We start from the raw sequence: 18,781 nt of genomic DNA, 5'->3' as shown, positions 1-18,781 counted from the left end.
TTTTTCAGTTATGACGCAACTTTTTTACAAACCGAAGCTTTGCACATCGCCGGGCAATTGTCCCAGCAATGGCAGTATGTTTTTCAGGGATTGCGGATCGGCACTGGTCCAGAATTTCGCGGGGCGGTTCGGGCCCTCGGCGAGCAATTCGCGCTCGGCCAGCAGACGCTGAAGTTGCCGGGCCACGGCGGCGCCGGTGTCGATCAGGCTGATGTCGTCGGGGAGCATCGTCTTGAGCATCGGCTTGAGAAACGGATAGTGGGTGCAGCCGAGAATGATCGTGTCGCAGCCTGCGCCCAGCAGCGGTTCGACGTAGTGCTGAAGCAACTGACGCAGCGCTTCGCTGTGCAGGTCGCCGTTTTCGATCCGCTCGACCAGTCCCGGGCAAGGTTGGGTAATGACCCGAATATCGGTGGCAAAACGATCGAGCAAGGCCGCGAATTTCGCGCTCTGCAAGGTGCCGGTGGTGGCGAGTACGCCGACTACTCCGCTGCGAGTGGCGGCAGCAGCCGGTTTGACTGCCGGCTCCATGCCGACAATCGGCCAGTCGGGGAAGTCACGCCGCAGGTCAGCGACGCCGGCCACGGTCGCGGTGTTGCAAGCGATCACCAACGCCTTGGCGCCCTGCTCGCAGAAAAAACCGGCCATCACGCTGCAACGCTCGCGAATGAACTCCGGGGTTTTCTCGCCATAAGGAATGTGGCCGCAATCGCCGAGGTAGAGCAGCGATTCATTGGGCAGCAACTGCTGGATTTCCGCCAGCACCGACAGGCCGCCGACGCCGGAGTCGAATACGGCGATCGGCGCCTCACGCATGGTGCGAACCACAGACACTGCATCCAGGATCACGCTTGACCCGCAGTTCACGGAAGCGCGAGCCCAGTGCATCGATCAACAGCAGACGACCCACCAGTGGCTCGCCGAATCCTGCCAGCAACTTCAACGCTTCCAACGCTTGCAGGCTGCCGACCAGGCCAACCAGAGGACCGACCACGCCGGCCTCGCTGCAGGTCAGTTCGGCTTCGCTGCCGTGACCGTACAGGCAGTGGTAGCACGGACTTTCGGCACGACGCGGGTCGAACACCGAGAGCTGCCCTTCGAGGCGGATCGCCGCGCCGCTGACCAGCGGTTTGCGCGCAGCCACACACGCAGCGTTGACTGCTTCGCGAGTGGAGAAATTGTCCGAACAGTCGAGCACCAGATCCACCGCAAGCACGGCAGCAGCGAGGGAGTCCTCGTCCAGCGCCTGGCGATGGGGCACCAGTTGAATTTCAGGATTGATCGCGCTCAGGCGCTTGAGCGCCGAGTCGACCTTGGTCATGCCGACGCTGTCGGTGTCGTGGATGATCTGGCGTTGCAGGTTGGTCAGGTCGACCGTGTCGAAATCCGCCAGATGCAATTCACCGACACCCGCCGCCGCCAGGTACAAGGCCACCGGTGCGCCGAGACCGCCGAGGCCGACGATCAGGACACGGCTGTCCTTGAGCTTCAACTGGCCATCGATGTCGATGTGTTGCAGCAGGATCTGCCGACTGTAGCGCAACAATTCCTGATCATTCAGCACGGCAGGCGCCCCAGGCTGATCCGTTGATGGCCGCCCAGATCGGTGCGGCTGTGGACTTCTTCGAAACCTTGCGTCAGCAGCAGATCGCGCACGGCTTCGGCTTGATCATAGCCGTGTTCGAGCATCAGCCAGCCACCGGCCTCCAGATGTACCGGCGCCTGGGCGATGATCAAACGAATATCGTCGAGCCCGTCGATACCGGCCACCAAGGCGCTTTCCGGCTCGAAACGCACATCGCCTTCGGCAAGATGCGGATCGGCGGCGCGGATATACGGCGGGTTGCTGATGATCAGCTCGAAACGCTTGCCTTCGAGGGCACTGAACCAGTGGCTGCTCATCACCGTGGCGTTGTTCAGGTGCAGGCGCTGACGGTTGCGCTCGGCCAGGGCCACGGCTTCCAGCACACGATCCACGGCGGTGACGTTCCACGCCGGACGCTCGCTGGCCAGGGCCAGGGCAATCGCGCCGCTGCCGGTGCCGAGGTCGAGCACTTTGGCCGGGGTCGCCGGGAGCAATTCCAGTGCGGCCTCCACCAGCAGTTCGGTGTCCGGACGCGGGATCAACGTGTGCGGCGCGACTTCCAGATCGAGCTTCCAGAAACCCTGCTGGCCGAGAATATAGGCCACCGGTTCACCGCTGCGACGACGCTGCAGATATTCGGCGAAGACCATCACGGCTTCGCTCGGCACGATGCGCTCGGGCCAGGTGTGAAGAAAACTGCGCGACTTGCCCAGCGCCGCGGCAAGGAGCAGTTCGGCGTCCAGGCGCGCGGTGGGCGAGTCCGGCAGTTCGGCGGCGCGCAACAGGCTGGCGATGATGGTCATTTATTCACCTATCGCTGCAAGTTGGTCGGCCTGGTATTCGGCCAGCAACGGCTCGATCACCGCTTCGACGCCACCGGCGAGGATTTCGTCGAGGGAATACAGGGTCAGGTTGACGCGATGGTCAGTGACCCGGCCCTGGGCAAAGTTGTAGGTGCGGATGCGTTCGGAGCGGTCACCGGAACCCACCAGCAATTTACGCTCACTGGCGATGGCGTTGGCCGCCGCTGCGGTCTGCTGGTCGTTGAGCTTGGCCGACAGCCAGGCCATCGCCCGTGCACGGTTCTTGTGCTGGGAACGCTCTTCCTGGCACTCGACCACGATGCCGGTCGGCAAGTGGGTGATACGGATCGCCGAGTCGGTCTTGTTGACGTGCTGACCACCGGCCCCGGAGGAACGGTAGGTGTCGACGCGCAAATCCGCCGGGTTGATCTCGATCGCTTCCTGCTCGTCCGGCTCCGGCAACACGGCCACGGTGCAGGCCGAGGTGTGGATCCGGCCCTGGGATTCGGTGGCCGGCACACGCTGCACGCGGTGGGCACCGGACTCGAACTTCAACTTGCCGTAGACGTTGTCGCCTTCAACCCGAGCGATGACTTCTTTATAGCCGCCGTGCTCACCCTCGTTCTCCGAGAGGATTTCCACCCGCCAGCCACGCCGTTCGGCGTAACGCGAATACATGCGGAACAGGTCGCCAGAGAAGATCGCCGCCTCGTCACCACCGGTGCCGGCGCGGATTTCGAGGAACACGTTGCGCCCGTCGTTCGGGTCCTTAGGCAGCAGCATGCGCTGCAAGGTGGCTTCCAGTTCGATGAGTTGCTCTTTGGTTTCGCGGACTTCTTCCACGGCCATTTCACGCATGTCCGGGTCGCCGTCCTTGAGCAGCGCCTGGGCGCCTTCCAGATCGGCCTGGGCTTTGAGCAGCTGTTTATAGGCTTCGACGACCGGCTCGACTTCGGCGTATTCCTTGGAATAGGCGCGGAATTTGGTCTGGTCGGAAATGACTTCGGCGTCGCCAAGCAGCGCCGTCAGTTCCTCGAAACGGTCCTGGAGGATATCCAGCTTATTGAGCAGTGACGCTTTCATTGCGGTTTTTTATCCGAAAAGCTATCCGGTGAGCCCTCGAGGGCAAAGAGTTCCTGGGCCATGGCCAGCGCATCGAGGCGGCCTTCGGCAGAAAGCTTTTTCAACTGTACGCTCGGGGCGTGCAGGAGTTTATTGGTCAGGCCACGGGCCAACTGGCCCAGCACGTCTTCGGCGTTGCCGCCGTTGGCCAGCAGGCGCAGGGCCTTTTGCAGCTCTTCGTCGCGCAGGCGTTCGCTCTGTTGACGATAGGCCTTGAGCACATCGACCGCCGCCAGTTCACGCAGGCGCACCATGAAATCGTCGGCACCGACCGAAACCATCTCTTCGGCCGCTTGCGCTGCGCCCTGGCGGCTCTTGAGGTTTTCGGCGACCACTTCGTGCAGATCGTCGACGCTATAGAGGTAAACGTCGTCGAGTTCGCCGACTTCTGGCTCGATGTCACGGGGAACGGCGATGTCGACCATGAAGATCGGCTTGTGCTTGCGCAGCTTCAGCGCACTTTCCACCGCGCCCTTGCCGAGGATCGGCAACTGACTGGCGGTGGAACTGATGACGATGTCGCTGCGCACCAGTTCGGCCGGGATGTCCGAGAGTAGCACCGCGTGGGCGCCGAACTGTTCGGCCAGCAGGCTGGCGCGCTCCAGTGTGCGGTTGGCCACCACGATACGCTTGACCCCCAGCTCATGCAGATGGCGGGCGACCAGGGTGATGGTCTCGCCGGCGCCGATCAGCAGGGCCTGGCTGCGTTGCAAGTCGCTGAAAATCTGTTTGGCCAGGCTGACGGCGGCAAACGCCACGGACACCGGGTTCTCGCCGATGGCGGTGTCGGTGCGTACTTGCTTGGCAGCGTTGAACGTTGCCTGAAACAACCGGCCCAGCAACGGCCCGATGGTGCCGGCCTCGCGGGCCACGGCGTAGGCCGATTTCATCTGGCCGAGGATCTGCGGTTCGCCCAGCACCAGCGAATCGAGCCCGGAGGCGACCCGCATCATGTGACGAACTGCCGCATCATCTTCGTGCACATAAGCACTCGCGCGCAGCTCATCGAGGCTTAAATGGTGATAGTCGGCCAGCCAGCGCAGCACGATATCGGCCGAAAGCTGATCCTGTTCTATATACAGTTCACTGCGATTGCAGGTGGAAAGGATCGCAGCTTCGCGGCTGTCGGTGAGTCGGCAGAGCTGCTGCAAGGCCTCCACCAGCTGCTCAGGGGTAAAGGCCACGCGCTCGCGGACGTCTACTGAAGCAGTCTTGTGGTTGATACCGAGTGCAAGGAAGGCCATTCAAGGTCGCTGATGGTGACGTGAAGCCGGCAATTGTCCTACTTCGTCAGATTCAGAACAACTACCGCTGACTATTGTCCCAATTGTCCGCCCCTATAATGGCCACAATCGAGACTCGGTTATGTTTGGCCGAAGGCTTGTGTCATGATGATCCGACCGCAGGTTAGTCGTCCTCTTCCTATATGAATAGATCTTCCGCGTTGCTCCTTGCTTTTGTCTTCCTCAGCGGCTGCCAGGCCTTGGCCCCCGTTTCGCACGATGGCACCTCATCGGTCGAAGACACCACGCCAGCCCCTGAAAAGCCCAAGGTTTACAGCTCGTTCAGCGAGGAAACGGTGTTCAGCCTGCTGAGTGCCGAACTCGCCGGCCAGCGCAATCGTTTCGACATTGCCCTGGACAACTACGTGACCCAGGCCATCAACACCCAGGATCCGGGTGTTTCCGAGCGGGCGTTCCGCATTGCCGAGTACCTGGGCGCGGATCAACCGGCGCTGGATACCGCATTGATCTGGGCAAAAAACGCCCCGGATGACCTCGAAGCGCAACGCGCCGCCGCCGTGCAACTGGCTCGCGCCGGGCGCTATGACGACTCGATGGTCTATATGGAGAAAGTCCTGCAGGGCAAGGGCGACACCCATTTCGACTTCCTCGCGCTGTCGGCCGCCGACACCGATCAGGAAACCCGCAACGGTCTGATGAAAAGTTTCGACCGTCTGTTGCAGCGTCACCCGCACAACAATCAGCTGATTTTCGGCAAGGCCCTGCTGATGCAGCAGGATGGCGACACCAAAGGTGCGCTGGCCCTGCTCGAAGACAATCCGCCAGATGACGGCGAAATCGCCCCGATCCTGCTGCGCGCCCGCCTGTTGCAAGGGCTGAACCGTGGCGACGAGGCCCTGCCGCTGCTGCAGAAAAACATCAAGAAGTACCCGGACGACAAGCGCCTGCGCCTGACTTACGCGCGGATGCTGGTGGAACAGGACCGGATGGATGACGCCAAGGTCGAGTTCTCGACCCTGGTCCAGCAATACCCGGAAGACGACGAACTGCGTTACTCGCTGGCACTGGTCTGCCTGGAAGCCAAGGCCTGGGATGAGGCCAAGGGTTACCTGGAAGACCTGATCGCCCGCGAAAGCCATGTCGATTCCGCGCACCTGAACCTGGGCCGCATCGCCGAAGAACGCAACGACCCGCAAGGCGCGCTGATCGAGTACGCCCAGGTCGGACCGGGAAACGACTATCTGCCGGCGCAACTGCGTCAGGCCGATATTCTGATGAACAACGGCAAGACCGCCGAAGCCCAGAGCAAGCTGGCCGCCGAACGTGATGCGCAGCCGGATTACGCGATCCAGTTGTACCTGATCGAGGCCGAGACCCTGTCCGCCAACAATCAGGGCGACAAGGCCTGGAAAACCCTGCAACAGGCGTTGCTGCAATACCCGGATGATCTGAATCTGCTCTACACCCGGGCAATGCAGGCGGAAAAACGCAACGACCTGGCACAGATGGAAAAAGACCTGCGCCTGATCATCAAGCGCGATCCGGACAATGCCATGGCCCTCAACGCCCTCGGCTACACCCTGTCCGACCGCACCACCCGCTACGCCGAAGCCAAGGCGCTGATCGAGCAGGCCCATCAGATCAATCCGGAAGACCCGGCGGTACTCGACAGCCTCGGCTGGGTGAATTTCCGCATGGGCAACCTGGATGACGCCGAGAAGTACCTGCGCCAGGCCCTCGAGCGCTTCCCCGATCACGAAGTCGCCGCTCACCTGGGCGAAGTCCTGTGGACCAAGGGCAATCAGCGCGAAGCGAAACAAATCTGGGGCAAGTTCCTCAAGGATCAGCCCGACAGCACCATTCTGCGCAGCACCATCAAGCGCCTGACCGGATCCGAGACTCTTTAACTCATGTTTTTGCGCCACGTCATAGTTTTCAGCTTCATCGCCCTGCTCGCCGGTTGCGCGGGTTTTGGCGCTCGCGAATCGGTCGAGGGCCATGGCAGCCCGGCACAATGGGCCGCTAACAAACAGCAACTGACCGGCCTCGATGGCTGGCAGATCGACGGCAAGATCGGCATCCGCGCCCCGAAAGACTCGGGCAGCGGCACGCTGTTCTGGCTGCAGCGCCAGGATTACTACGACATCCGCCTGTCCGGTCCGCTGGGTCGCGGCGCGGCGCGGTTGACCGGTCGCCCGGGCAAAGTCTCGCTGGAAGTCGCCAACCAGGGCCGCTATGACGCGCAGTCCCCGGAAGTCCTGCTGGAAGAACAGCTCGGCTGGAAATTGCCGGTATCGAACCTGGCCTGGTGGGTTCGCGGCCTGCCGGCTCCGGCCAGCAAGAGCCGCCTGACCCTCGATGGCGACAGTCGCCTGGCCAATCTGGAGCAGGACGGCTGGCAGGTCGAATACCTGGGTTATGCCGAACAAAATGGTTACTGGTTGCCCGAGCGGATCAAACTGCACGGCACCGACCTGGACGTGACGCTGGTCATCAAGACCTGGCAACCGCGTAAATTGGGGCAATAAGCATGACCGCTCCACGCCTGACGCTGCCCTCTCCGGCCAAACTCAATCTGATGCTGCACATTCTCGGTCGCCGTGAAGACGGCTATCACGAGTTGCAGACGATTTTTCAGTTCCTCGACTACGGCGACGAAATCACCTTCGCCGTGCGCGACGATGGCGTGATTCGCCTGCACACCGAATTCGACGGCGTGCCCCACGACAGCAACCTGATCGTACGGGCGGCGAAAAAACTTCAGGAACAATCCGGTTGCGCCCTCGGCATCGATATCTGGATCGACAAGATCCTGCCGATGGGCGGTGGCATCGGTGGCGGCAGCTCGAATGCGGCGACCACGCTGCTCGGCCTCAATCATCTATGGCAGTTGGGCTGGGATGAAGATCGGCTGGCAACACTGGGCCTGAGCCTGGGTGCCGACGTCCCGGTTTTCGTGCGCGGGCACGCGGCTTTCGCCGAAGGTGTCGGCGAGAAACTGACCCCTGTCGAGCCTGTCGAACCGTGGTATGTCGTGCTCGTTCCGCAAGTCTCTGTTAGTACGGCAGAAATTTTTTCAGATCCGTTGTTGACACGTAACACGCCGCCCATTAAAGTGCGCCCCGTTCCCGAGGGAAACAGTCGAAATGACTGCTTGCCGGTGGTAGCAAGGCGTTATCCAGAAGTACGTAACGCATTGAATTTGTTAGGTAATTTTACCGAAGCAAAACTCACCGGAACTGGAAGTTGTGTGTTTGGGGGCTTCCCAAGCAAAGCTGAAGCTGATAAAGTCTCGGCCCTTCTGACAGAGACCCTTACAGGGTTTGTAGCGAAAGGAAGCAACGTTTCGATGTTGCATCGCAAGCTGCAAAGTCTGCTCTAAAGGAACCAAGTGCCCGGCACTTGCAAGCAACAGATACAGGGGCGTCGCCAAGCGGTAAGGCAGCAGGTTTTGATCCTGCCATGCGTTGGTTCGAATCCAGCCGCCCCTGCCATTTTCCTATACTCATCCAGGTATACCCTCAGCCTTCAGGTACTGCGCGTGTCCAAGATGATGGTCTTTACGGGGAACGCTAACCCCGATCTGGCTCGGCGTGTTGTACGTCAGCTGCATATCCCTCTCGGTGACATCTCTGTCGGTAAATTCTCCGACGGCGAAATTACAGCCGAGATCAATGAAAACGTTCGCGGTAAAGACGTTTTCATTATTCAGCCGACTTGCGCTCCGACCAACGATAACCTGATGGAACTGGTAGTGATGGCTGACGCCTTCCGCCGCTCCTCGGCTACTCGTATCACTGCTGTTATTCCTTATTTTGGTTATGCCCGTCAGGATCGCCGTCCGCGTTCCGCACGTGTGGCTATCAGCGCGAAAGTCGTCGCTGACATGCTTACCGTAGTCGGCATCGACCGTGTTCTCACGGTTGATCTGCATGCTGACCAGATTCAGGGTTTCTTCGATATTCCGGTAGATAACATCTACGGCTCCCCGGTTCTGGTGGATGACATCGAAGATCAGCGCTTCGAGAACCTGATGATCGTGTCCCCGGACATTGGTGGCGTCGTGCGTGCACGTGCCGTTGCCAAGTCCCTGGGCGTGGATCTCGGGATCATCGACAAACGCCGTGAGAAAGCCAATCACTCTGAAGTGATGCATATCATCGGTGATGTCGAAGGGCGTACCTGCATTCTGGTCGATGACATGGTCGATACCGCCGGCACTCTGTGCCACGCGGCCAAGGCCCTGAAAGAGCATGGCGCAGCCAAGGTCTTTGCCTACTGCACACACCCTGTGCTGTCGGGTCGGGCCATCGAGAATATCGAAAATTCCGTGCTGGACGAGCTGGTGGTCACTAACACCATCCCGCTGTCCGCTGCAGCACAAGCCTGTGCACGTATCCGTCAACTGGATATCGCACCGGTTGTTGCCGAAGCGGTTCGCCGCATCAGCAATGAAGAATCGATCAGCGCGATGTTCCGTTAAGGGCCCTGCCCTTCTCGAAATGTCTCGTTGACGAAAAGCGCCCCGCCCCGGCATTCCTGCCGGGGCGGGGCTTTTTTGCCCATACCGTGTTCGGCGCTGGTCGCAAACGCCACTCGGTCATGGCTATTTTGGAGATACAAAATGAACGATTTTACTCTGAATGCTGAAGCGCGTTCCGACCTGGGGAAAGGTGCGAGCCGCCGCCTGCGTCGTCTCGCCGCCCTGGTTCCAGCTGTTGTTTACGGTGGCGACAAAGCCCCTGAATCCATCAGCATGCTGGCCAAAGAAGTTGCCAAACTGCTCGAAAACGAAGCGGCTTACAGCCACATCATCGAGCTGAACGTTGGCGGCACCAAGCAAAACGTGATCATCAAAGCTCTGCAACGTCACCCGGCCAAAGGCCACGTGATGCACGCTGACTTCGTACGCGTTGTAGCTGGCCAGAAACTGACCGCTATCGTTCCTGTGCACTTCATCAACGAAGCTGCTCCAGTGAAGAAAGGCGGCGAAATCTCGCACGTTGTTGCCGAGATCGAAGTTTCCTGCCTGCCGAAAGATCTGCCTGAGTTCATCGAAGTCGACCTGGCTGACGCTGAAATCGGTTCGATCATTCACCTGTCGAACATCAAAGCCCCTAAAGGCGTTGAGTTCGTTGCTCTGGCTCACGGTAACGACCTGGCTGTTGCCAACGTCCACGCTCCACGTGTTGCTCCAGAAGCTGCCGAAGGCGCAGCAGAGTAATTCACTCTGTGAAGCCGGAGTGAGCAGGTAACATCGCGGACTGGAACGTAGCGAGAAAGCGGGCGAGAACGCGGAGTTTACATCCATGGTAAATGAGCATTTTTCGTCCACTTTCGCCGCCTTCCCTGATCGCGGCGATGTTATCCACCACTCCAAGGAAGGGCCCCTATCGTGACTGCCATCAAACTGATCGTTGGCCTGGGAAATCCAGGCGCTGAATACGAACAGACCCGGCATAACGCAGGGGCCCTTTTTGTTGAGCGCATCGCCCACGCACAGAATGTGAATCTCGTGGCCGATCGCAAGTATTTCGGCCTGACCGGGCGGTTTTCGCATCAGGGTCAGGATGTTCGTCTGCTGATTCCCACCACCTACATGAACCGCAGCGGCCAGGCCGTGGCGGCACTCGCCGGTTTCTTCCGCATCAAGCCTGAAGAAATCCTGGTGGCGCACGACGAACTCGATCTGCCTCCGGGCGTCGCCAAACTCAAGGTTGGCGGCGGTCATGGCGGTCACAACGGATTGCGCGACATCATTGCGCAATTGGGCAATCAGAATACGTTCCACCGCCTGCGGCTTGGCATCGGCCACCCGGGCGTCGCCAGTATGGTTTCAAATTTCGTCCTGGGTCGTGCGTCACGCGCCGAACAGGAAAAACTCGATGCCAGCATCGACTTTGCCCTCGGCGTGCTGCCGGATATCCTCGCCGGTGAATGGAACCGTGCGATGAAAAACCTGCACAGCCAGAAGGCCTGACTCTTATCCGAGGGGAAACACCATGGGATTCAATTGCGGCATCGTCGGCCTGCCTAACGTCGGCAAGTCCACCCTGTTCAACGCCCTGACCAAATCCGGGATCGCGGCCGAGAACTTCCCCTTCTGCACCATCGAGCCGAACAGCGGCATCGTGCCGATGCCGGATCCGCGTCTGGACGCCCTGGCGGCCATCGTCAATCCGAAGCGCATCCTGCCGACCACCATGGAATTCGTCGACATCGCAGGCCTGGTAGCCGGCGCCTCGAAAGGTGAAGGCCTGGGCAACAAGTTCCTGGCCAACATCCGCGAAACCGACGCAATCGCTCACGTGGTGCGCTGCTTCGAAGACGAAAACGTGATCCACGTTTCCAACAGCGTCGACCCGAAACGCGACATCGAAATCATCGACCTGGAACTGATCTTCGCCGACCTCGACAGCTGCGAGAAGCAACTGCAGAAAGTCGCGCGCAATGCCAAGGGCGGTGACAAGGACGCAGTCGTTCAGAAAGCCCTGCTGGAGCAACTGATCGCTCACTTCACAGAAGCCAAGCCTGCGCGCAGCCTGATGAAGAACATGAGCGCCGATGAGAAAGCGGTGATCAAAGGCTTCCACCTGCTGACCACCAAGCCGGTCATGTACATCGCCAACGTCGCTGAAGACGGTTTCGAGAACAACCCGCACCTGGACGTGGTCAAGGCCATCGCCGAAGAAGAAGGCGCCATGGTCGTTCCGGTCTGCAACAAGATCGAAGCGGAAATCGCCGAGCTGGACGACGGTGAAGAGAAAGACATGTTTCTCGAGGCCCTGGGCCTGGAAGAGCCTGGCCTGAACCGTGTGATCCGCGCCGGCTACGAAATGCTGCACCTGCAGACCTACTTCACCGCCGGTGTCGAAGAAGTCCGCGCCTGGACCGTCCGCGTCGGTGCCACCGCACCACAAGCTGCTGGCGTGATCCACACCGACTTCGAGAAAGGCTTCATCCGCGCCGAAGTGATCGCCTACAACGACTTCATCCAGTACAAGGGCGAAGCGGGCACCAAGGAAGCCGGTAAATGGCGCCTGGAAGGCAAGGATTACATCGTCAAAGACGGCGACGTGATGCACTTCCGCTTCAACGTGTAAAAGCTGCACCCAAAAAAAAGCCGCGTTTGATACGCGGCTTTTTTGTGCCTGAAATTCAGCCCGTCAGACTTTTTTGGTTCTTGGCAGAAAAATCGCCAGCACCCCGAACAACGGCAGGAACGAGCACAGGAAGTACACGTACTCGATGCCGTGAATGTCCGCGAGATGCCCGAGCAACGCCGCACCAATCCCGCCAAAGCCGAACATCAACCCGAAGAACACGCCGGCAATCATTCCGACGTTGCCCGGCACCAGTTCCTGCGCGTACACCACAATCGCCGAGAACGCCGAAGCGAGGATGAAGCCAATCACCACGCTCAGAACAGTGGTCCAAAACAGGTCGACATGCGGCATGAGCAGCGTGAATGGCGCAACGCCAAGGATCGAGAACCAGATCACCGCCTTGCGCCCGATCTTGTCGCCAATCGGCCCGCCGAAGAATGTCCCCGCCGCCACCGCGCCAAGAAACAGAAACAGGTGCAACTGCGAACTGGCCACCGACAGGTCGAACTTCTCGATCAGGTAAAAGGTGAAGTAACTGGTCAGGCTGGCCATGTAGAAATACTTGGAGAACACCAGCAATCCAAGCACCACCAGCGCGCTGGTCACCCTACCCTTCGACAACCCGTGAGTCGCCGCCTGGCCAGCCTTGAGCTTGAACAGGTTCAGGTGATGGGCGTACCAACGGCTGATGCGGTACAGCACGAACAGCGCAAACACGGCGAACAGCCCGAACCACGCCACATTGCCCTGCCCAAAGGGAATGATGATTGCCGCCGCCAGCAACGGCCCGAATGCCGAACCGGCGTTACCACCCACCTGGAAGGTCGATTGCGCCAGACCGAAACGCCCGCCCGACGCCAACCGCGCGATACGAGAAGCTTCGGGGTGGAAGGTCGAGGAGCCGATGCCGATCAGCGCTGCCGCCAGCAGAATCAGCGGGAAACTGCCGACCATCGACATCATCACAATACCGATCAACGTACACACGGAACCGGCCGGCAACAGCCACGGTTTTGGGTGCCGGTCAGTGTGGTAACCGACCCACGGTTGCAGCAGCGAAGCGGTCAATTGGAACGTCAGGGTGATCAGGCCGACCTGGGTGAAGGTCAAGCCGTAGTTGGCCTTGAGCATCGGATAGATCGATGGCAGCACTGACTGGATCAGGTCGTTGATCAAATGCGCCAGCGCCACCGCGCCGATGATGCGCATCACCAGAGGACTGCTTTGTGGAGGAGCGGACGCCGACGCAGCGGCGGTCTGAACGTTGCTGATAGCCATGGGAGTTTCCGTACAGCAGATGGGTGCACACGGGCAGGTGCGTCAATGTGCCATTTTTCGGTGCGCCAGCGCCATCCCCTTAGCCAGCTAACGAACTATTCATTCATCGCAACACAAGTGATAGCGCAAAGCCATGGTCTGATTCTTGCCTTGCTTCTCCGCTTGAACGCGGCCCCCTTACAAAGGGGATCGAGAATGGGAAGTTTTGCTACAGAGTCTGCCTACAGAGCGGACGAGAGTGGACTTTCGAAGCCTTTTAGCAGGGCACTGATCGCGCTCGCAACGAACGCGATGCACGCCAATGGTGCGTGGTGTCCAGAGGAGTCATGGGGCATGCAGGCTTTCTTATCACCGGGGATCAAATTGCTGGGGCGGTTTGGCTTCGCGCGTAAATTCCAGTTGTTGTTTCTGCTGTTCATTCTGCCGTTGGCCGGTAGCCTGTTGATGATCGGCCAGGACTATCGCGACAAGCTCAACCTGATTTCCGGCGAACGTGCCGGTGTGCGTCAGTTGCTCGCCCTCGATGCGCTCGACAACCTGCTCGCCGCTCAGCGCGACCGCGCTGCCCGCTGGCGTGCCACGGAAACCAACCGCCAACCGACGCCCGCGACTCTCGCCGCCATGGCCGCATTCGATGGCGTGCAACCTGCCGTCGCCCAAGCCACACAGGATCTGGGTAATGCGTTGAAAGCCGAAGGCGCGGAAGGTGAAACACTGGCTCGCTATCAGGCCCTGCAAACCGCCCTCGGTGGTCTGGACTCCAAGAGTCTGGCCGGCGTCGGCTGGTGGCCGGACGGTTACGATCGCTTCACCAACGCCCTCAGTGCCCTGCAAGCGTTGCGCGAACAAATCGCGATGGACAATCGCCTGATCCTCGCGCCATGGCTGGAAACCTATCTGCTGACACAGATTTCCACTCAACATGCACCGGACCTGATCGAACGGGTCGGCCGACTGGCAGCCGTGGGCCAGGCGTCTGTGGTGTCCGGGCAGTTCACCCTGCAAAGCCGCCTGCAACTGCGTGATCTGCGCAGTCGTATCGGCGATGCTCGCGAGCAGCTTGTAAAAACTGCAGGCCTGCTCGAAGCGCGTCTCCCGCCGGCCCTGCAAGGCTGGGCCGGGCAATACCACGACAGCCTCAAGCAGCTGGATGCCGGGTTGAAAGTGCTGGATGACGGCGTCTTCGGCGGCAGTATCAATCTCAAACCGGAAGACTTCGAGCGCAGCCTCGATGCCCTGCTCGGCAACCTCGCCACGCTGCGCCAGCAATCGCTGCTGTCGCTGGATCAGCGCCTGGACGACTACCACAGCTCGGCGATTCGTCAGTTCATCGTTGTGGCGACGGTCTTCGGTTGTCTGCTGCTGGCAGCGCTGTATCTGTTCGTCTGCCTGCAAGCCTCGATCCGCCGTAGTGCCAGCGGCATTACGGTGCTCGCCGAAGCCTTGCGCGACGGCAATCTGAGCCTGCAAGTGCCGGTCGTGGGCCGAGATGAACTGGCGTCGATCAGCACCGCGCTCAACGTGGCCGTGGTGCAACTACGCAACAGCCTGCTGGGCGTCGATCACGAGACCTCGCAACTGAGCAACGCAGTGCGCAGCCTCAACGATCACTCCAGTGGCGCTCTCAGCGAAGTCGAAGCGCAGCAATTGCAGATCAGCCAGATCGCCGCCGCCGCCACGCAATTGGCGGCGACCTCCCAGGGCGTCGCGCAGAGTTGTGAACAAGCCTCCGGCAGCGCCCAGCACACCCGCCGCATCGCCGCCGACAGCAGCCGCGACAGCCAGCGCACCACGGCGAGCATTCAACAGCTCAACCAGCGCCTGAATGAGACTGCTGCCGCGCTAGGCCGCGTCAGCGAGCAAGGCCAACAGATTCAATTGGTGGTCGATACCATTCGTGGCGTCGCCGAGCAAACCAACCTGCTGGCGCTCAACGCCGCCATCGAGGCCGCTCGTGCCGGTGAACAGGGTCGCGGTTTTGCTGTGGTGGCCGACGAGGTGCGCAGCCTCTCGCAACGCACGCAATCGTCCACCGCGCAGATCGCCGGCACCGTCGACAGCTTGCGTGCGACGGTGAATGAAGCGGTAAGCCTGATGGAAGCCGCGTGCGGCCAGGCGCAATCGGATGCCGAAGCCGTCACCGGGCTGGGCGAACGCCTGGGAGAAATCGCCAGCGCCGTGCAGAGCGTCACCGACACCCTCGCGCAAATCGCCACGGCGGTCGAGGAACAGGCGAGCACCGCCGATGAAGTCAGCGGCAATATCCAGCAGGTCGATCAAGCGGCGGTTCGTCTGCTCGAAGGCGCCCGGGCCGTGAACCTCGCGGCGGACACCTTGAGTCAGGGCAGCCACGCCTTGAGTGCGAATACCGGGAGATTTCAGCTGCGATGAAAGCTCTTCCCGCCCCGTTTTTCGGTGCGGGAGGATAAGCGGTTGAAAATAAGAAGAAATATTTTAAATTTACGCTTGACGCTTTTCCATTTCAGGGGAATAATGCGCGCCACTTGGCTACATAGCTCAGTTGGTTAGAGCATAGCATTCATAATGCTGGGGTCCGGGGTTCAAGTCCCTGTGTAGCCACCAAGTACTAAAAACGGCTTACCGAAAGGTAGGCCGTTTTTTTATGCCCGGAGAAAAGTGGCCTACCTCAGTGGGCCGGCCTGATTCCGTAGGAACAGAGCGCGAAAGACGTACTAAGAGGATTATTCGTTCGATTAGGTCCCTGTATCTCGGCAAGTCGGTTTGATCGCTCTCCCGATTGACCGACAAGCTCCCCCGTCTCGTTCCAAAGACAGACAGGGAGTTGTCATGGACCTGGACAAGTACCTTTTCGACGATGAATGGCATCGAAAACGCCCGAACGGCGGTGCCTCATGGGCCGCCTGGTTTCCGCCCCGAGAGCCGGAACCCGTCTACGTTCCAACAGATGAATGGCCAACCCCAAAACCCCGCGATGATCTGGTATTTGCCAAGTCCTGCACACCGGACAACTGGTGTCGAACGGATGCCGGCACAACACCTGAGCCCGCCTCCAGTTTCGGCAAGGTCATGGTGGCGGGCGCCATACGCTTTCCCGCAGCCAGTAGGGCCGTAGCGAAAGCAATCGGTGCCGATCTGGCCTAGGGGCGCATGGCGGGCGGTGGAATTCTGCAGCAACGTCTCAACTGGGCCATACGGGGCGCAGGCGGGCCGGCCAGTGTGTTCATCCTCGGGATGCTGCCGGCCAGAATGGGCGACGGCACCCTTTATACCGACGAACAATTACGCACCCTGCCCCGCGCCACCACTCGCGTGCGCTTCCAGTTTCGGCGTGACATCGACGGGGTGATGCAGATCTACGGCATCCACACCGGCGTCTCGGGCGACGATTCGGTGCGTACCGTAAAAGTCGAGTGGAACAACGACAAGACCGCCATGGAGGCCAAGCTCAACGGCATCACGATTTTGTGGACGCCGCAACGCGGGCCGCTGGGAGCGATGCCGCCGCTGGTTCATCCGGAGCACGGCGAAGCACTGAGTACGATCCTCGTCCACCCGATCGCCGCGAACACCGACAGCCAGATAGAAATCCTGCCCGGCGAAGACATCACCGCCGAGGATTGCATTCTGGTGTTTCCGGCGGAGACCGGGCTGAAGTCGTTGTATGTGGTGTTTTCGAAACCGGCGAGATTGATGCCGGGGACGGTGACGGGGGTTGGGGAGGATGTTTCCGGAATATGGCTCGTCGGAGCAAACTCAGGGGTGGGAGTTCCAATTCCAACAGACGTGGCAGACTCACTGCGGGGACTCGAATTCCAAAGCTTCGACTCGTTTAGAGCGGCCTTTTGGAAAGCCGTTTCGGAGTCAGCCGCGGCAGATCAATTCATCAACCAGAGCGCCGGCCGTATGCGTAAAGGTAAAGCGCCACGCGTGCGAAAAGCCGATAGCGTCGGAGGCAGAAGATCTTACGAGCTTCATCACCTCGAAAAAGTATCCGAGGGCGGCGGCGTCTACGACGTCGATAATCTGCGAGTGAATACGCCGCGAAACCATATCGATATCCATCGGAACGAATAGGTCACCCATGACAGACAATCTACTGAAAGGCAGCATTTCGGAATATACCGAGGTCGAGTTCGTCGCGTTGCTGGAAGAGCTCGCTAGAGAAGATAAAGAAGCCGAAAACGATGATCGCGCTGACTTGCTACTGTTGCACTTCGAGAAAATCAGCGAACACCCAGCCGGGTCGGATCTGATCTATTACCCAGAACCAGGTGCGGATAGCTCCCCTTGGGGGGTAACGCAAATTGTGAAGGACTGGCGAGCGACGCAGGGTTTGCCAGGGTTCAAGCAGTAAACATCTGGCATCGATACTCCAGACGGCTGCGTATCACTAAGCAGTCAAAACGGCTTACCAAAAGGTAAGCCGTTTGTTTATCCCTCGCCCACTAACGCCGCCAGCCCCTTCGCCCAGATCTGCCGCGTGCGCAAACCGACCATCGCCCGCCAGTCCGGATCGGCCGGATAGAACTGCTCCAGCAGATTCAGTTTGATCTCACGCCCCGTCGCATCCAGCGGATCGCCATGCAGATGCAGCCAGTGATCGTCGCGCAAGTAGCGATGCACGTCCGGCCCCGGATAAGTCCCGCACTCGATCACGAACGGCATCAACTGCATATTCGGCAGCGCGTTAAGCAACGCCTGCGAGGTGTAACCGGTAGCGGTTGCCGCGACACCGGTTTCGCTCAAAGTCTCGGCACCGGTATGCAGCGTGTAGAGCCACGGGCCGTAGATCGATTGCGCCCGGGCCAGTGCCGGATACGGTGCCTGAGTGATCGTCAGCAGCATTGGATGACCGTACTCGCCAGCGCCGGTGTGCAGGTCGAAACACATCACGGTTTCAGCACCGGCCAGGTGGTTCTCGATGATCTGATGCAGCGTGCGATTCGACCAGCTCGGGGCAAAGCCTCCGAAAAACAGTCCATCGGGATGACTGTGCTGACCGCCCTCGACAATCGACATCACCGCCGGCCAGCCGTGCTCGGCGATTTGCCCATCGAGCAAGACATCGGCGCACTGCCGCTCGGGGCCATTCAAATCGGCGCAGGCGTAGATCTCATGCAGCGCGGCGTAAGCCTGGTTGTCCGGAAGCGGTTGATTGAAATCCAGATGATTACGATTGAGGTCGATGTTGTCTTCGTTGACCCGTCGCAACCATGCGGTGCCCCACGGATTGATCAGGTGAATCATCACCACCGCCACATCCTTCGGCAGCGAGCCCGGAGTGAAATGCTTCAACCAGTCGATCTGACATTCCGAACCGTAGTAGCCCTCCACCCCGTGGGTGCCGCTGAGCGCCACCAGACGCCGTTTAGCCTGCGGATCTCCCAGCACCGCCACATCGGTGCTCAACGGCTCGCCAAACGGCCCGCAGCGCGGATGTGCGTAGGAGGTGAGCGTCGCACCGGCCGCAGTGGCGGCGGCAAGAAACTGTTCGCGCTGATGGCGGTAGCTGGACTGGGTCGGAAACTCGCTGTGCATAGTGGCCTCTTGTTGATTGTTCTGGCTTCACGCTTGGCCCTGACCCTACAGAAAATTCGCCAAGGCATGAAGGACAAACATACCGACGGTTTGCGTCCTGCACGGTCGGCCGATACAGTCCGT

Annotated in this window: 18 protein-coding genes and 2 tRNA genes; 13 read left to right on the top strand and 7 right to left on the bottom strand. The window is 60.1% G+C overall.

Translation table 11 applies throughout. The features are described 5' to 3' along the window. Window positions 1-24: 24 nt before the first annotated feature. Genes murI through hemA form a run of 5 tightly spaced genes read right to left on the bottom strand, consistent with a single transcriptional unit; the run spans window position 25 to window position 4,754 of the window. Entirely contained in the window at window positions 25-816 is a 792-nt protein-coding gene (gene murI, locus AC1RMX_RS26305) for a glutamate racemase (protein ID WP_493073504.1), read from the bottom strand. After that, window positions 809-1,564: a molybdopterin-synthase adenylyltransferase MoeB gene (locus AC1RMX_RS26300; protein WP_096822740.1), complete on the bottom strand. Its 756-nt coding sequence runs from the start codon at window positions 1,562-1,564 to the stop codon at window positions 809-811. The genes murI and AC1RMX_RS26300 overlap by 8 nt, the downstream gene beginning before the upstream one ends. Further along, window positions 1,558-2,388, bottom strand: a complete 831-nt coding sequence (gene prmC / locus AC1RMX_RS26295) for a peptide chain release factor N(5)-glutamine methyltransferase (protein ID WP_493073503.1) — start codon at window positions 2,386-2,388, stop codon at window positions 1,558-1,560. The genes AC1RMX_RS26300 and prmC overlap by 7 nt, the downstream gene beginning before the upstream one ends. Next, the gene (prfA, locus tag AC1RMX_RS26290) at window positions 2,389-3,471 is read right to left on the bottom strand and encodes a peptide chain release factor 1 (RefSeq protein WP_096822736.1); all 1,083 of its coding nucleotides are present in this window, start codon (window positions 3,469-3,471) and stop codon (window positions 2,389-2,391) included. After that, entirely contained in the window at window positions 3,468-4,754 is a 1,287-nt protein-coding gene (gene hemA / locus AC1RMX_RS26285; RefSeq protein ID WP_007951716.1) for a glutamyl-tRNA reductase, read from the bottom strand. The genes prfA and hemA overlap by 4 nt, the downstream gene beginning before the upstream one ends. Before the next feature lie 182 nt (window positions 4,755-4,936). Here hemA and AC1RMX_RS26280 point away from each other — a divergent pair, with 182 nt between their 5' ends. From AC1RMX_RS26280 to ychF, 8 genes are all read left to right on the top strand, one after another. Beyond that, window positions 4,937-6,661 carry a tetratricopeptide repeat protein gene (locus tag AC1RMX_RS26280; RefSeq protein WP_096822734.1) on the top strand — a complete coding sequence of 575 codons (1,725 nt, stop codon included), beginning with the start codon at window positions 4,937-4,939 and terminating at the stop codon, window positions 6,659-6,661. A 3-nt stretch (window positions 6,662-6,664) separates the two neighbouring features. Next, entirely contained in the window at window positions 6,665-7,282 is a 618-nt protein-coding gene (gene lolB / locus AC1RMX_RS26275) for a lipoprotein insertase outer membrane protein LolB (RefSeq protein WP_096822732.1), read from the top strand. A gap of 2 nt (window positions 7,283-7,284) precedes the next feature. Beyond that, window positions 7,285-8,136 (top strand): 4-(cytidine 5'-diphospho)-2-C-methyl-D-erythritol kinase, encoded by an 852-nt coding sequence (gene ispE, locus AC1RMX_RS26270; protein WP_096822731.1) that lies wholly within the window; start codon window positions 7,285-7,287, stop codon window positions 8,134-8,136. A gap of 37 nt (window positions 8,137-8,173) precedes the next feature. Then, window positions 8,174-8,248 (top strand) — tRNA-Gln (locus AC1RMX_RS26265). A 47-nt stretch (window positions 8,249-8,295) separates the two neighbouring features. After that, the gene (locus tag AC1RMX_RS26260; RefSeq protein ID WP_003171603.1) at window positions 8,296-9,237 is read left to right on the top strand and encodes a ribose-phosphate pyrophosphokinase; all 942 of its coding nucleotides are present in this window, start codon (window positions 8,296-8,298) and stop codon (window positions 9,235-9,237) included. A gap of 141 nt (window positions 9,238-9,378) precedes the next feature. Further along, window positions 9,379-9,978 (top strand): 50S ribosomal protein L25/general stress protein Ctc, encoded by a 600-nt coding sequence (locus AC1RMX_RS26255; protein ID WP_096822729.1) that lies wholly within the window; start codon window positions 9,379-9,381, stop codon window positions 9,976-9,978. 171 nt (window positions 9,979-10,149) lie between these two features. Further along, on the top strand, window positions 10,150-10,734 hold the full coding sequence (pth, locus tag AC1RMX_RS26250) for an aminoacyl-tRNA hydrolase (protein WP_493073501.1): 585 nt from the start codon (window positions 10,150-10,152) through the stop codon (window positions 10,732-10,734). A gap of 22 nt (window positions 10,735-10,756) precedes the next feature. After that, entirely contained in the window at window positions 10,757-11,857 is a 1,101-nt protein-coding gene (gene ychF, locus AC1RMX_RS26245) for a redox-regulated ATPase YchF (protein WP_096822727.1), read from the top strand. A 63-nt stretch (window positions 11,858-11,920) separates the two neighbouring features. Here ychF and AC1RMX_RS26240 read toward each other — a convergent pair whose 3' ends face one another. Further along, a complete protein-coding gene (locus AC1RMX_RS26240; RefSeq protein ID WP_096822726.1) occupies window positions 11,921-13,138 on the bottom strand; it encodes an MFS transporter in 1,218 nt (405 codons plus the stop codon). A gap of 333 nt (window positions 13,139-13,471) precedes the next feature. Between AC1RMX_RS26240 and AC1RMX_RS26235 the strand changes: the two genes are divergently transcribed. From AC1RMX_RS26235 to AC1RMX_RS26215, 5 genes are all read left to right on the top strand, one after another. Then, window positions 13,472-15,529: a methyl-accepting chemotaxis protein gene (locus AC1RMX_RS26235; protein ID WP_096822724.1), complete on the top strand. Its 2,058-nt coding sequence runs from the start codon at window positions 13,472-13,474 to the stop codon at window positions 15,527-15,529. A 115-nt stretch (window positions 15,530-15,644) separates the two neighbouring features. Beyond that, a tRNA-Met gene (locus AC1RMX_RS26230) sits at window positions 15,645-15,721 on the top strand. Between the two features lie 225 nt (window positions 15,722-15,946). Continuing rightward, on the top strand, window positions 15,947-16,261 hold the full coding sequence (locus tag AC1RMX_RS26225) for a hypothetical protein (protein WP_493073500.1): 315 nt from the start codon (window positions 15,947-15,949) through the stop codon (window positions 16,259-16,261). Between the two features lie 6 nt (window positions 16,262-16,267). Next, window positions 16,268-17,194 (top strand): S-type pyocin domain-containing protein, encoded by a 927-nt coding sequence (locus AC1RMX_RS26220; RefSeq protein WP_493073499.1) that lies wholly within the window; start codon window positions 16,268-16,270, stop codon window positions 17,192-17,194. Between the two features lie 7 nt (window positions 17,195-17,201). Continuing rightward, on the top strand, window positions 17,202-17,474 hold the full coding sequence (locus AC1RMX_RS26215; protein ID WP_096822689.1) for a bacteriocin immunity protein: 273 nt from the start codon (window positions 17,202-17,204) through the stop codon (window positions 17,472-17,474). A gap of 77 nt (window positions 17,475-17,551) precedes the next feature. Here the strand turns inward: AC1RMX_RS26215 and AC1RMX_RS26210 are convergent, their stop codons facing one another. Continuing rightward, entirely contained in the window at window positions 17,552-18,658 is a 1,107-nt protein-coding gene (locus AC1RMX_RS26210; protein ID WP_493073497.1) for a DUF2817 domain-containing protein, read from the bottom strand. Window positions 18,659-18,781: the final 123 nt, after the last annotated feature.

This window comes from Pseudomonas sp. GW822-FHT03F04, from assembly GCF_058801405.1.
This window is presented reverse-complemented; position numbering and strand designations above follow the sequence as displayed.